Source organism: Hymenobacter sediminis (assembly GCF_003231285.1).
In the GTDB taxonomy this organism is placed as follows: Bacteria; Bacteroidota; Bacteroidia; order Cytophagales; family Hymenobacteraceae; genus Hymenobacter; species Hymenobacter sediminis.
On sequence record NZ_QKNS01000006.1, the window covers coordinates 1 to 13,515 of the forward strand.

The window sequence follows — 13,515 nt, forward strand, 5'->3', positions numbered from 1 at the left end:
ATTAGGCCTGCCGCTAGCGTTCATCCTGAGCCAGGATCAAACTCTCCATTGTATAAATTACTACGTACTACCGAAGTAGTACTGATGTCAAGTGCTGATCCGACTCGTATTAACGAGTTTACTCGTTGTTACGCTTGTTGCTTATAATTAGCTAAGCCAATCATAAGCCTTACCAATTTGTCTTTCCAATCATTCAAAGAACGTCTGCCAACTCCTATTGAGTGGACTTCGTGGCGTTTGCTTCGCCAGTTTCCTTTAAGCTTGCTAGTGATAAACACTAACATTGCTTTAATTCGTTCACCCTTTCTTAAGAATTTTTTACTTCCGTTCGAAGCGTGTTCCTTAAGTGGGCTGCAAAGGTAAGAAGGATTTTTAAGTTGTCAAGTTTTTTTCAGAAAAATTTTCTTGACAACTCTGCTCTGATTTAGAGAGCAGCAACCGCTTCGGTTAAGCGGGCTGCAAAGGTAAGAAGCGTTTTTAAGTTTGCAATAGGTTTGATAAAAATATCCGGGTAGTAGATAGAATAGTGGAGAGCATGAACAGTAGAGTTGTAAGTTTGAATTGTTGTTATATAGGACAAGCATCTAGAATACAGCCAGTTGTAATAATGATTTAAGAACTAAGGCTTCACTTCTGAATATAGGTAAGTGCAGAAGCAGAGAACATAACTTATTTAATCGTGCTCTTTATAGATCCGCTTTGCTGAGCTAGTTTAACTTTTTCTGCTACTTCTACCATTGGGGCCACCCAGATGCTTTGCTCATGCGCCTTCAGGTACCGGAGCAACTGACGATGCGCTTTTAGGTCGACGTTAAAGCCATGACCGCCGCCTACTCCATGGAAGAGGAATACTAAGAGTGTGCCTGACTGTTGCGCTTTCTTAACCAAATCAATAAGCTGAGTGCCTGTCTGACCATTGATCATATAACTATTGATGTTGGTCAGGTCGATCTGGGATACTTGTTGAAGACCGCCAGTTACGCCACGGGCCGCCACAAAATCATTCTGTAGCTGGTCATAAAACTTGACCCCTCCAATCTGCAGGTCACCACAGGGGTAGGCGAAAGTCCGAGCATTCTTACCGTCAATAGCATTTAATAACACGTTGTTGGTTCGAATTTCACTTATAGCCCTAGTGATGGTGTACTTGCTCAAATCATTGTCGGGGGTAACGAAACCACGACCGGGCAGGCTACCATCGCAGGGGTGCATAAGGGCATGGTTGCCCAATTCATGGCCCCGTTGAGCTGCCCGACGCCACTCGGCTAACCGTTTTGCCACTACAGGCGAAGAGCCAATCAGGTAGAAAGTGCCCCTCAGCTTTACGGAGTCAAGGGCTGGCACTACATTGTCTAGATCTATATCAATAGCGTCATCATAGGTAAGCACTACGGCGCACTGCTTGTTGTTCCAGACGGTTTGGGCTTGGCTGGCCGAACGGACGCTAAAGAGTAAGGTAGCAGCTAAGGCGGAAACAATGAGTTGGTTCACAAGAAACAGGATAAAGCCCAAAGACAGTACATCAAATTTATTCCTTTTCACGCCGGATATTATAGCTCGCTTAGGGTAGGACTATTTTACTTCTGCTACCTCTACCCGCCGGTTGCGAGCATCGGGAGAGGGATGTAAGGGGCGGGAGTCGCCATAGCCGATTGTAGTGATACGTTCCGCCAGTATACCAGCTTTCACTAGGTATGTCTTCACGGCCTCAGCCCGTTGCTCGGAAAGAATCTGGTTTTTATCAGGTTCGCCAATCTTATCTGTATGGCCTGCTATGCGCAGCTTCAGCGTGGGGCGAGCCTTAAGTTCCGCTGCTAGCCGGTTGAGGGCAGGCAAACCTTCAGGAAGCAGCTTCGCTGTGCCCAGCTCGAATAACACGGTAGGCAGCACCACTGGAGTAGATGTAAGTACGGGCGTAGAAGGAATTAAGGCAGTATCTAAGCGTACTACCTCCGGCTGGGTCGGTATTACGGGTGCTATGGGGGTAGGCTTGGTAGGCGCCGCCCCGGTGACCTGAATGGTGATGGGCACCACAGCACTTTGAGGGGTAGGGTAGTAGCCCTGGGTAAGATAAAATGTGGTTGTTTTGGTAAGCTTGGTTCGGTAGGTATTACCAGTAGTTAGGGGCTGCTTTAGTTCGGCATCGGCGTACCAAAGCACATTGCGGCCCGATACCCGGATGGTACTCTCCGCCCCAGCTGCCACTTTAGCTGCTGACTTTAATTTCACCCGGTAAAACGTAAATGTGCCCACGTCGCAGTTGCCGATTGGTTGGTACGTGGCATGCCCCGTCAGCTTTTCCAGTTTGGGGTCGTAGGTGAAGGAGATAGAGCCCTCGCACCAATAGGAGCCAGGAGTATGACCGGTTTCGTTGAGCTTTTGCTGATGCTCCAGAAGCAGGCCAGTGGCGGTGGGAGCAGCTTGCACTTTAAATGTCGCCGTTACATGAGGTTCGCTACCTACTTCTTGGTAGAGAATGCCGAACAGTGTGTTACCCTTGCCTTTCTGCAGGCGCAGCTCGGCGGGCCAAGTAGCATCCGGGGCTCTCTCTCCGGTGTCGGTTTCTACTCCTTGCCATATACCCGCTAACGACTGGGCTTCTACCGGCCCAGCCATTACTGAGAATAGAGTCATTAGTACATACCAAATATTGCCTTTCATCTTACTAAGTAAACTCAGTTTGATGAATAGAGCTAGGCGGCCTAAGATTGGTTGCTTAGAGGCCGCCCGAAACCTGAGTCGTTAGCCCAGGTAGGTCATATCTTCACCGCTCAACTGAATATTGGCCGCTTGTAGGTTTTCTCGCAGGTGGCCGAGCGACGACGTACCGGGAATGGGCAAAATGTACGGGGAGCGGTGCAGCAGCCAAGCAAGGTTAATCTGGGCTTCGGTGGCGTTATGCTTCTTGGCTATTTCGGCAATTTTATTGCCGGCTTTAGGCAATCCGTGAATTAGGGAGAAGAAGGGGATTAGCGGAATCTGGTGCTGCTCACAGAGGTCCAGTACTTCTTCGCCGCCAGGGTTGTCGCCGTGGGAGGAATACACACTGGTGCGCTGGGCGTAGCTGTACATATTCTCTACGGTGGCAATGGGGCCCAGTGCTAAGCCAGTCTCCAACTCCTCACGGGTAACGTTGCTGAGGCCTACGTGCAGGATTTTGCCTTCACGCTGCATGTCGAACATAGCGCCTAGCTGGTCTTCCAGCGGCACCGAGCCGTGGCCCATCAGGCGCAGGTGTACTAGCTGTACCTGCTCTTGACCCAACGTGCGCAGGTTGTTCTCAATACTGGTGCGCAGGTTTTCGGGGCGGTTGAAGGGCACCCAGCTTTTATCGGGCCGGCGGGTGGCGCCTACCTTGGTGCATATCACCAGGTTTGAGGGGTAGGGATGCAAGGCCTCACGGATAAGCCGGTTCGTGACGTCCTCGCCGTAGTAGTCGGCCGTGTCGATGAAGTTGACGCCCAGCTCCACGGCGGTGCGCAGAATCTGCAGGGCTTCGGGGCGGTTGGCGGGCTCACCCCAGATTTCGGGCCCTGTCAGGCGCATAGTGCCGTAGCCGAGGCGGTTGACGGTGAGGGGATAGGCAGAGTTTGGGGCGATGGTGAGGGTAGCAGGCATGCAAAAGGATAGAATAAGGAAGATAGTCTACTACAGGCTACTCTCGGTTTTGTTCTTTGAGTGCCTGCTGTAAGAATTCATATGGTGCTGTTAGAAAACGAATAGTAGAAGACTGCTCAATTGAGGGTAATAAACTTGCTAGCTCTGGCTGCCAGACATAGCCTTCTGCGTCAACGACCAACCACATCCGTTCCTCGCATATCTTAAGCATTGCCGAGAGAAAATAACGCGCCTTGGTTAGGTCCCGGAAATCCGTTCTAAATGAAAATCCCTGGATAGTTTGGTCCTGAAGAGCAACAGATATCCAGCAGTCATGGTCTTCATTCTGTTCGTCATCTCCCTTCCACTGCAAGAAGTCAGGAGTGCTCCAATCAGGTCGGGGTAATAAAAGATCAATTCGCTCTGCTATGGGAGCTACAAAGACTGGGCTACTGGCCCATGCTTCTGCAATGTCCTCATTACTAATAAGCTGATGATTTGGTTGGTGTTTATGCGAAGGGAGAACCCTCAATGAATATTGCCAGATTGCCATGTGAGCTTATAATTAAGGAATAGCGGCAACTTAAGATTTATAATGCTACTCTGAAGGGGATAATGGGGGTAGTACTCAGCTGCGCGAATATCAATTCCTCCTAGTAAATCACTTCGTCTTTTCGCAATAGTGGGGGCAAGTCTTAATACTTACTGGCCCATAGCCGCGCTCAGGTTGATTTTCGGTGTGCTCTTGTCCTTTATATATAGGCTGGCTCGTTCCTGCTCACGTGTATCGGATAAGGCCCACCAAACGTCCGTACCCTTGGTGCCGATCCGGATGGCCTCTATACTGCCCGAAAGGCCGCTCGTAGCTCATGGTGAGGCCTGCAATCCCGGTTTTGTCGTTCACAATCATCTCTACTGCGTCTTGGTTCTGCCGGTCGAGGGCAATGACGCCGCGGCCGTTGTCGAGGAAACTCATGCCGCTGCGCTCCTGCCCGGTTTTGTCATGCATGGTTAGGCCATACGAAGCAGCAATGCGTGGGTAGGCTTTACCCTGTAACACTGGGTCGGGCGCCACACCCAGAATAACGCGGTCTTGCCCATCAGGCCCCAGCACCACCAACGATGCCGTAGGCGCATCCTTCCGCTGGCGGCCCGTAGTTTCATTGGGTGCCCCTATGAGGATGCGAGGCTTCCCGGCAGCGTCCGTAATCGTGATGCCCCGCACATGCAGATACTCCGTTTTACGGGCCACAAACCCAGTCAGTACTACCCCCAGCACTGCTAGGCCACCTAGGACACCGAGTAGGTGCTGCCGCTTCAGTTATTTTTCCAGCTTTTCAATTCTGTGTACAAGCGCTGCAGAGTCGAGGTCAGGCGTATTCATGACGAATAGTAGTTGATGTATATGTCTGATAAATAGTTAGTTGTTAGTTGATATTAAACAATACACTTCTGCGGGTACGTGGTTTGTGCCATACCTATAGGCGTGGGTAGGACTACTTTTTACCGGTTCTAGTGGGTTTAAGCGCCAATGGCCGTACCTCGTTGACTAACGTGAGCAGAAGCTTGCCAGGCTCTTCGAGCGGAATAAGATGGGCCGAGTTTTCAAACCAGATGCCTCTCTTCAGTGGCGCTTTCACTTGGGCCAGCCAGCTAGCGGTCGGCTCGGAGGGCGTAGTATAATCATGGCGCCCCATGAGCATAAACACCGGAATAGGAAAGGATTTCACCGGCTTAAAATCAACTTGCAGAAAGGCCGGTAGTATGCGGCCCAACGTAAATAAGCTGCCTTGGTCAATGGCCTCCACCTCCTTGATGGAGTACTCGGGAGAAAGCAGCGGGGCATTGAAATAGTACTTGGACTCGGAGCGATACGCCGACAGGCCGCCATAGTACTGAGGCCACTTACGTGCAATGATGATTCGCTCCCGGGTAATGGGTTGGTTGCCGGGGTAGGGAGCAATAGAGCGAAGCTCCTTCAGGGCTGTTTCGTTGTGTTCTGCCGTGGCACGTTTCAGAGCATATTCGAAGCTCACCCGCTCGTTGTCCTGGGTATTAATAACTTGCCCAATGCCCACGTAGGCATAGAATAAATCGGGGCGTTTGAGGGCAGCGTGCATGCTCACAATGGTGCCCCAGCTGTGGCCCATCAGAATAACCTTTGGCTGGCCGTACTTCTTTCGGAGTAGTTCAGCTAGTTCAATGGCATCCTGCACGTACTGCTCAATTCGGATGGTAGGGGCTAGGCCAGTTGTATCGTTGGTAGCGTAAGTTTTGCCGGACGCCCGCTGGTCGTACTGCACCATGGTAAAGTACTCCTCTAATGGCCGCTGAAACATCCACGCAACGGGCGCCATGGGCGAAGCGGGTCCGCCATGCACAAACAGGATAATGGGGTTGCGCTTGTCCTGTCCCCGAACATACACCCACTGCTTTACACCCCCAATAGCCACAGCATATGATTCCTGTACGCCGTTGGGAGCTACTATCTTGCCTAAGTCTGATAGAATAGCCTGACTTTTAGCATACTCATTGAAAGACGTGCTATTCTGCCCAAACGACGAGATGGAGCATATTAGCAGAAGCAGCAAAGCAGTGCAACGGGAGAGCAAGGAAAGCTTCATAGCAGACTGTCAGAAAAGCTGTGATTAGCTTAGGCCTGCAGACAAGGCCTTCTTAATCTCATGATGGCACTCTTAGGTCAAGCGTTGCCCGAGGCCCTATGCTTTATCTTTTGACGAACGGCGCACTTTTACGCAGTTGCCGGCTGCACTATTGCAGTTAGTGGCTTAGCAGGCTAGCAGGTGCCAGGAGCCGACGCGGCGCACCTACATGTTGGTTATTCCTTGTAGTACTCTTTGATAAGGTAGGAGCGAGTAGTACTCATCCAGCGTCCATTGGTTTTTCGGCGCGTCTTGACCACCACTTTCTCCCCTCCGCGCGCATCTTCTTCTAGGGTCATTACCTCACTCAGACCTTTGCCGGGTACTACCTCGTATTCCGTGGTCAGGTGCCAGCAGCAGCCATCTTTCTGGAACGTAATAAGGCGCTTACGAGCCTTGTCCACCTGAAACATGCCCAAATTGTCGGAGGCCAGAGCTGTTAACTCGGCGCTGCGGATAAAGTGGCGAGAGCGGCTGGCGTACACGTACACATCGTAGGAGGGGCCGTCGTAGCTGCTGTGGTTGCCGTTGCGGATGGCCAGGTCCTCGGTGCCGTCGAAGTTGAAGTCTCCAAAGATGAGCGGGCTCTGCTCCCCGTACAGTTCTATCGTGTTTACGGTGGGTTGCCGGCCAGGCGCATCGAGGTAAAAGGAGAGGTCGGCGGAAGTGAAGGTCTGGACGAGCTGCTTGGTTTGCTTGCTGTAGAGCTTAATGGTGCCTTCGCCTTCACAGTGGTCATCGGTGCAGCCGGCCACGGTGATGGCGGCGGAGTAGCGTGCTGAGCCCTGGGCTACGGTAAAGCTGCGCGGACCCGAGCCAGTGGGGGCCGAACCTAACACGAGAACAAGCAGAAGAGCACGAAGCATGAACAAGTGGACAGCTTAGCTACTGAAGTGGCGGGTAGTAAAATGCTGCTGCGCAACCCTCAGAAATTCCTCTTTCGATAAATAGCGGTTCAAGAATTCCTCCAAGCTGCCCATAACGGTTATTTCCTCAAAGAAAACCTCATGATCGGTGCCGTAGACGGTGGGGTTTTGTGGCCTGGGGTCACTCAGGCAAACAAAATAATGATCCGGAAAGCCGTAAGAATAGCAAATGCAGCTGAATTCCAGCGGGGCGGTTCCAGCCACAAGGAGGTGAAGGTCTTCGGGAGTTACTAAACCTTCCAACTCGCCGTAATCGGGTGTACTCGGAGTAAAGGGGGTGAAGCGGAAGTTGCGGAAGAAATCTTGCCCGTAGGGCAGTTCGTGGTCGGCGAAGAAGTGTTGTAGTAAGGCCTCGTAGAAGGCCGTAGCATTGGCGGCGTACAGCGCCGAGTGCTGCTGGTAAAATTCGTCGAGGCCGAAAGGCTGTTCGGCGTAGCTGCGGGGGTAGAGCGGATGCGGAAAGGTAGTAGCGTCCAGAAACTCGGGTAGGGTAGCCTCGGGCGCGGCCGTGGTGGTTCCGCCGAGGCTATGAATTTGCTGCCTGATTTCGGGTGTCATACGGGCGGCGGGTAGCTTGCAGAGTCTAAGAAGGGAAACACAAGTATACCGAGCAAACCGGATGTTTACTTGTCTCGCCAACTGAACCGATGGCGCAACTGACTGCGAGGAAAAGTGCTTAACGCCCTCTTTCTCGTAGCCAATCGATGAGTCTAATCAGCAGAATGACAGCGAGGAATACCGCGAAGAATCGGATCAGGTAATAGCCAGCGGCAATCCCAACAACAAACAGTATAGGGCTGTAATAGGCCAGAAATGATCCGTGTCCGGGTTTTACGATGTACATGCCACCAATCATCAGGGCTTCAAATACAACGGATATAAGCAAGCCTATGCCCGTAATCTTAAGCCACCTGTCATTAGAAGAACTTGGCATGTATATTAGGCTAAAGGATGTGCCTGAGAATATAAACTACTCTGAGCATGGCGTTCTAATTATTAGGAACGCGGGCGCAATAGTTTATCCTATCTATTAGCCCATACCGTCTTTTTAGTAGCCGTGCCGAGCCCGGCTCTGAATACGCTTTTCCCAGCGTTTGCGCTTGGGCGCGATGTAGCCGCGCAGATACTTCTCCATGACCATCACAGCGCAGGGGGCGGCGGCTGTAGCCCCGAAACCGCCATTTTCGAGGTACACCGCTACGGCTATTTTGGGATTGTCAGCCGGGGCGAAACCCACGAAGGCAGCATGGTCATCGCCCTCGTCGTTTTGCACGGTGCCCGTTTTGCCAGCCACCGTAATGCCCACGTCGGCCAGGCTGGAGGCATCGGCCGTTCCGCCGCGCTGCATCACGGCCACCATGCCGGGCACCAGGGCCGCAAAATGGGCGCTGTCGATGAGAGTACGGCGCTTTTCCAGGAAGCGGGGCAAAGGGCCATTTTCGCCCACACTACGTACCAGATGGGGGCGGTAGTACCAGCCGCGGTTGGCAATGATGGCCGCCATATTGGCCATTTGCAGGCCCGTAAGGTTGATTTCGCCCTGCCCAATGCTAAGCGAATAGATGGAGCGATAAGTCCAGCCCCGGGTGCGGCGGGCCTTGTCGTAGTAGGCAGGGGTAGGAAGAAAGCCCGGCGCTTCGCGCGGCAAGTCCACACCGAGTACCGAATCAAGGCCAAACGAGCGGACGTAGCGCCGCCACTGGGCCAGGTTGGCGTGGCGGGCAGCTATGGTGTCCTGTACCAGTGAGTCGGGCACGCAGTCAATCAGGTTTTGCATCACCTGATAGAAATAGGGGTTGCAGCTGTACTTGAGGCCCAGGGTCAGGGTGTTGGCGGGCTTGTGGTGGTGCACGCAACTCACCAGTGACTGGTCGCAGCGGAAGGCCGTGGCGGGCGTGATGGCGCTCATTTGCAGGGCCACGGCAGCATTCACCAGCTTGAATACCGAGCCGGGCGGATTGGCCAGCATGGCGGGCCGGTTCAGCAGCGGCATGTTTTCGTGTTCCAACAGTTCGGCACGTACTCCGGCCTGGTCGGGGGCGGTAATGGTGGCCGGGTCATACACCGGTGCCGAGACGTAGGCCAGTATTTCCCCGGTGCGTGGGTCGAGGGCTACCAGGTAGCCTTTGCGGTTGCCCATCAGCTTTTCGGCGTAGGCCTGTAGCTTCACGTCGATGGTCAGGTGCAGGTCCTGGCCTTGCTGGAAGGTAGTATCTTTAGCCCAAGTGCCGTGCTGCTGGCCCTTCGCATCTACCAAGGGGTGCAGGTAACCGTGGCGGCCCTTCAGAAGACCATTATAGTAGGCCTCTACGCCGCCGTTGCGCAGGCGGTAGAACCGGCCGCGGCGGTAGCGCTGGGCTTGGCGGTAGAAGGCTTGGGCCTCGGCGCTCAGGTAGCCCAGCACAGGGGCGCCGGCTGTAGTAGTGTAGGTGCGTTGGTGGCGTTCCAGCAAAGTCAGCCCGGATACTGTCGTGCTACTGTCGCGGCGGACACGCTTGGCCTCGGCGGCTGTGAGGCGGAGCTGCACCGGGGTTTGGGGGCGGGCACCGGGGTAGGGCAAGGCCTCCGCAATACGCCGCCGCACAGTAGTAGAATCCCAGCCCAGTAATTGGCCTAGCGCCAGAGTATCGAGCGGAGGGCGACGCGGCAGCCTCAAGACAAATTGCAGGCGAGTATCCACTAGCACTGAATCGTTGCGGTCGAGGATACGTCCGCGGATAAGCGAATCGGCTATCACCACGCGGCGCCGGGTGTACACTTCGCCGGTTGCCGGGTCTTGAGCAGGAGTATGGGTGTTTTGGTCAGGCGAGGAGCAGGCGGCCAGTGCGGCCAAGGATGCCAGCAGAACCTTTCCCCAACGAATAAAAGCGGTACGCATGGGGTAAAGCTAGACAATTGCCCTGCTTCGAAGCCGGGCTTTTCGGCGAACGAGCCGGGTTGCTGGATTGGTAGCGGGGCCGGTGGCGCGGTACTGCGAGATATCAAAAACACTAACCCACGAAAAACGCCGCCCAAAGTAATCTGGGCGGCGCGTAGGGCCAAGTCAGTAAGCGTGGCGTTTACTCGTCGGAATTACCCGGGCCTTGAGGACCGCCACCAAACATAAGGGCCATGGTTTTCAGGCCGATTTGGGCAGCGTCTTTAGCGTAGTCGAGCACGGGCGCGGTGGTGCTGATTTTCAGGTCCTGGTCGGTAACGGGCTTTAGCTGTACGTTGGTAAACTCGTAGCGCATCTGCTGCTTGCGCTCCTTGTCGAAGTATACCACCAGGCGCGTAATACCATGGGCCTCGTTCACGTACACTGGGTGGGCGAAGTTCAGGCTCTGCGGAATCTGCTTGGATGTCCACACATCTAGCGCCACAGGCTTATTGGGTAGCTGGCCAGGAACGTCAGAAGGGGTCGTGTCGGCGCCGGGCTTGATGGTGTAAGTGGTTTTCTGACTGGGGTAGCCGGCTACTAGCTCCGTTTCGGTGGTAGGGCGCAGGGTGTAGTCGGTGGTCGTTACCACGATGCTTTGCCAGGTTCTCTCCACCGAGGCCGCGTCGTAAGTATAGTTCACGTTCTGGGGCGCCGACTGCGACGCAATGCGCAGCAGGCCCTTATTAGTAGCGTTGTTGAAGTAGTTCTCGAGGTGGTAGGTGAGGGCGTCGGTGGTAGCGCGGACTTCCTTTCCCCGGCAATACAGGGTGCCTTTGCGGGGTAGCATCAGGGCCCCGATGGTCATGGCCGGGCTGGAGTTTTCAGCGGCGGCCTGCAACTGCATCTTCTCCGCCATGGTGAGGCTGGCGGCCAGTTGCTCCATCTGGCCCTTAATGTTGCCCTTGGCCGGATCAATCCGGTTGAGCAGCTTATCATAAGGGTTGCCGGGCAACGATACGCGGGTAGTAATAATGCCCTGGGTGAAATCAGCTACAGCGGCCGGTGCCACAGGTGAACCGGGTTGGTAACCAGCCGCGGCCAGCACTACCGTAAGTGGGAGCAGTGACCAAGCAAACGAACGGGAAAGGCGCATAAAGGAATAGGAGGAGGGGACGGTTTATGGCACCAAAACTATATATAAAATCCAGCAAGCAAACCCCAAGCCTGCTCAGAGCATTCTGGCACCTTGCTGCGCGCAATATTTCCTTTAAGCATACGGCCGACGCCTTATTCGTCTGCTGATAGGTAATACATAGATTACTCAACAACAAAGAGCTTTAGAAGCAAGCTGAACATTCAGTTGCTACTTAGGTTATCTCCTACCTGCTGTATCCTGATGAATCGTTCTACTTACGCTTCCGAGCTGTACAATCTGCCGCCCGTACAAACCAGTTCGGCGCAGGCCTGGCCAGGCTTGCGGGTGGAGCGCTACCAACTGGTTCCTGGTGGGGTGCCGGCGCATTTTCATGAGCAACACCTGCTTCTGATTCATCAGGCAGAGGAGGGCGTTTACTCGCACCGTCAGCAGGGAAGCCGGGTAGACAAGGACCTGTTCCGGTGTGGCGACGCAGGCTTGTATCCGGCTGGCGAGTATGGTCCTTCGGCGTGGGATGGACCAGCTGATATTATCAACTTGCACCTAGACCCTGATTGGCTGGAAACCCTCGCCCGCCAAAGTCTGGACCTCGTGCATTTCAACCTGCGTGAGCGGTTTCGGTTTGAGGATGCCCTGCTACCTCATTTGGGGCGACAATTGCTGGCGGCAGCTGGCAGCAAGCACGCAGTGGGCCAGCTGTACGTGGAGTCGCTGGTGAATACGCTGGGCTACCACCTCATTGAGTACCACGCTAGCTACGAGCGGCGCATTGTGGGCACCGGAGCGAGGCTCTCGGCGGCAGTTCTGGGCCGCATCGATGCGTATCTGGAGGCCTACGCGGAGCAAACTATTGCGCTAGCGGCCCTGGCCGACTTAGCCAACCTGAGCGTCTTTCATTTCGCGCGACGCTTTAAGCTGACTACTGGCCGCTCGCCCTACCAATACGTGCTCGACTGGAAGATTAAGCGGGCTCAGCACCTGCTCCGCACCGGCGAGCTGCCCTTTGCTGCAATCAGTGATGCGCTTGGGTTTGCCTCGCCCGCCCACTTCTCAGCCGCGTTCAAACGGGTAGTAGGCCAAAGTCCGCGGGAGTTTCAGCGCAGTTAGGTAGGTCTAAACGTCGTGCTTCAAGTGTCATTCCAAGAAGAAGAGAGGAATCTTTATCCTCTTGGTATTAAACCAGATTCCTCGCTTCTCTTGGAATGACAATAGCAAGGATATGTAAGAAGTGAGCAAGAATTAGGCACGGCGCCGGAGGAGGTGCGGGCAACTTTGCAGCACGCAAACAGGCAGTTGCCATTTGCATCACCTCTTACTTCCTTTTTAATGCACACGCTCACCTCATCAACTAGCAACACCCCAAACACTGCGGCGGCAATAGAAGCGCCAGATATGTACTCCGATGCGGAGCTAGTGAAAAAGCTGCCCGGCTTTACGAATCATTACGTCACGGTCAATGGCATCCGGCTTCACTACGTGGAAGGGGGTAGCGGTCAGCCGCTGATTTGCCTGCCGGGCTGGCCCCAAACGTGGTGGTCGTTTCATCCGGTAGCGGCCCAACTAGCCGAGCACTACCGCGTCATCATCCTCGACATCCGGGGTATGGGCAGCTCCGAAAAGCCCGCCACGGGGTACGATAAAAAGACCATGGCTCAGGACGTGTACGCCCTGACGCAACTGCTAGGCCTATCGAAAGTCGCGTTGATGGGTCACGACATTGGTGGCATGGTAGCCCTCAGCTTTGCCTTCAACTACCCCGATGCCACGGACAAGGTGATATTGCTTGATGGCAGCCACCCCACCGAAGGTATGCGGTACATGACCATGCTCCCCGCCCCCGGCACCTTCGAGGCCAAGATGGACGGCGACAACCCCTACATGTGGTGGATGGCGTTCAACCAGATCAAGAAGTTGCCTGAGCAACTGCTGGCCGGCCGTTTCCGCTACCTGCTCGACTGGCTCTTTAGCTACGTCATGATAGAGGAGCGCCACATGACAGAATTTGACCGAGAGGTATACGCCGCTGCGTATAATCACCCCGAGAGCATCCGGGCCGCTACCGGCTGGTACCAGACCTTTAACCAGGATATAGCTGATGCCAATACCTACCCCCGCCTAACCATGCCGGTATTAGGTATTGCGAGTTACGTGGCCTACAACCACATGAACATGGGTTTACCCTACATAGCCGAAAATGTGCAGGTAATCGGGCTCCAGGATAGTGGGCACTACATGTTCGAGGAAAAGCCAACCCAGGTACTAGAGGCGGTATTCAACTTTCTGTAGTAACCCGAGCGCGCCAACTGGCCCGCA

13 protein-coding genes are annotated in these 13,515 nt (G+C 54.3%); 2 read left to right on the forward strand and 11 right to left on the reverse strand.

All coding sequences use genetic code 11. The annotated features are described in order from the left end of the window. Window positions 1-669: 669 nt before the first annotated feature. From DNI29_RS15880 to DNI29_RS15930, 11 genes are all read right to left on the reverse strand, one after another. Window positions 670-1,491: a polysaccharide deacetylase family protein gene (locus tag DNI29_RS15880; RefSeq protein WP_238388119.1), complete on the reverse strand. Its 822-nt coding sequence runs from the start codon at window positions 1,489-1,491 to the stop codon at window positions 670-672. Between the two features lie 81 nt (window positions 1,492-1,572). Next, the gene (locus DNI29_RS15885) at window positions 1,573-2,661 is read right to left on the reverse strand and encodes an OmpA family protein (protein WP_110979119.1); all 1,089 of its coding nucleotides are present in this window, start codon (window positions 2,659-2,661) and stop codon (window positions 1,573-1,575) included. Between the two features lie 81 nt (window positions 2,662-2,742). Then, entirely contained in the window at window positions 2,743-3,618 is an 876-nt protein-coding gene (locus DNI29_RS15890; RefSeq protein ID WP_110979120.1) for an aldo/keto reductase, read from the reverse strand. A 37-nt stretch (window positions 3,619-3,655) separates the two neighbouring features. After that, on the reverse strand, window positions 3,656-4,150 hold the full coding sequence (locus DNI29_RS15895) for a hypothetical protein (protein ID WP_110979121.1): 495 nt from the start codon (window positions 4,148-4,150) through the stop codon (window positions 3,656-3,658). A 225-nt stretch (window positions 4,151-4,375) separates the two neighbouring features. Beyond that, a complete protein-coding gene (locus DNI29_RS15900; protein WP_123823280.1) occupies window positions 4,376-4,849 on the reverse strand; it encodes a hypothetical protein in 474 nt (157 codons plus the stop codon). A gap of 244 nt (window positions 4,850-5,093) precedes the next feature. Further along, on the reverse strand, window positions 5,094-6,221 hold the full coding sequence (locus tag DNI29_RS15905; RefSeq protein ID WP_110979123.1) for an alpha/beta fold hydrolase: 1,128 nt from the start codon (window positions 6,219-6,221) through the stop codon (window positions 5,094-5,096). 215 nt (window positions 6,222-6,436) lie between these two features. Beyond that, window positions 6,437-7,126: an XAC2610-related protein gene (locus DNI29_RS15910; RefSeq protein WP_123823281.1), complete on the reverse strand. Its 690-nt coding sequence runs from the start codon at window positions 7,124-7,126 to the stop codon at window positions 6,437-6,439. A gap of 15 nt (window positions 7,127-7,141) precedes the next feature. Beyond that, on the reverse strand, window positions 7,142-7,744 hold the full coding sequence (locus DNI29_RS15915; protein WP_110979125.1) for a hypothetical protein: 603 nt from the start codon (window positions 7,742-7,744) through the stop codon (window positions 7,142-7,144). A 118-nt stretch (window positions 7,745-7,862) separates the two neighbouring features. After that, window positions 7,863-8,120 carry a hypothetical protein gene (locus DNI29_RS15920; RefSeq protein WP_110979126.1) on the reverse strand — a complete coding sequence of 86 codons (258 nt, stop codon included), beginning with the start codon at window positions 8,118-8,120 and terminating at the stop codon, window positions 7,863-7,865. Window positions 8,121-8,234: 114 nt separating this feature from the next. Next, a complete protein-coding gene (locus DNI29_RS15925; protein WP_110979127.1) occupies window positions 8,235-10,064 on the reverse strand; it encodes a peptidoglycan D,D-transpeptidase FtsI family protein in 1,830 nt (609 codons plus the stop codon). A 181-nt stretch (window positions 10,065-10,245) separates the two neighbouring features. Beyond that, window positions 10,246-11,199, reverse strand: a complete 954-nt coding sequence (locus tag DNI29_RS15930) for a hypothetical protein (protein WP_123823282.1) — start codon at window positions 11,197-11,199, stop codon at window positions 10,246-10,248. A gap of 243 nt (window positions 11,200-11,442) precedes the next feature. On the opposite strand from DNI29_RS15930, the gene DNI29_RS15935 reads away from it, so the two are divergent. Then, entirely contained in the window at window positions 11,443-12,309 is an 867-nt protein-coding gene (locus tag DNI29_RS15935; RefSeq protein WP_110979129.1) for a helix-turn-helix transcriptional regulator, read from the forward strand. Between the two features lie 219 nt (window positions 12,310-12,528). Further along, window positions 12,529-13,488, forward strand: coding sequence for an alpha/beta hydrolase (locus DNI29_RS15940; protein WP_202910491.1), 960 nt, complete (start codon window positions 12,529-12,531; stop codon window positions 13,486-13,488). Window positions 13,489-13,515: the final 27 nt, after the last annotated feature.

Bases quoted from the DNA above. Each gene is read 5' to 3' on its own strand.
- DNI29_RS15885 (WP_110979119.1), bottom strand. From the start codon at position 2,661: ATGAAAGGCAATATTTGGTATGTACTAATGACTCTATTCTCAGTAATG.
- DNI29_RS15890 (WP_110979120.1), bottom strand. From the start codon at position 3,618: ATGCCTGCTACCCTCACCATCGCCCCAAACTCTGCCTATCCCCTCACC.
- DNI29_RS15895 (WP_110979121.1), bottom strand. From the start codon at position 4,150: ATGGCAATCTGGCAATATTCATTGAGGGTTCTCCCTTCGCATAAACAC.
- DNI29_RS15905 (WP_110979123.1), bottom strand. From the start codon at position 6,221: ATGAAGCTTTCCTTGCTCTCCCGTTGCACTGCTTTGCTGCTTCTGCTA.
- DNI29_RS15910 (WP_123823281.1), bottom strand. From the start codon at position 7,126: ATGCTTCGTGCTCTTCTGCTTGTTCTCGTGTTAGGTTCGGCCCCCACT.
- DNI29_RS15915 (WP_110979125.1), bottom strand. From the start codon at position 7,744: ATGACACCCGAAATCAGGCAGCAAATTCATAGCCTCGGCGGAACCACC.
- DNI29_RS15920 (WP_110979126.1), bottom strand. From the start codon at position 8,120: ATGCCAAGTTCTTCTAATGACAGGTGGCTTAAGATTACGGGCATAGGC.
- DNI29_RS15925 (WP_110979127.1), bottom strand. From the start codon at position 10,064: ATGCGTACCGCTTTTATTCGTTGGGGAAAGGTTCTGCTGGCATCCTTG.
- DNI29_RS15930 (WP_123823282.1), bottom strand. From the start codon at position 11,199: ATGCGCCTTTCCCGTTCGTTTGCTTGGTCACTGCTCCCACTTACGGTA.
- DNI29_RS15935 (WP_110979129.1), top strand. From the start codon at position 11,443: ATGAATCGTTCTACTTACGCTTCCGAGCTGTACAATCTGCCGCCCGTA.
- DNI29_RS15940 (WP_202910491.1), top strand. From the start codon at position 12,529: ATGCACACGCTCACCTCATCAACTAGCAACACCCCAAACACTGCGGCG.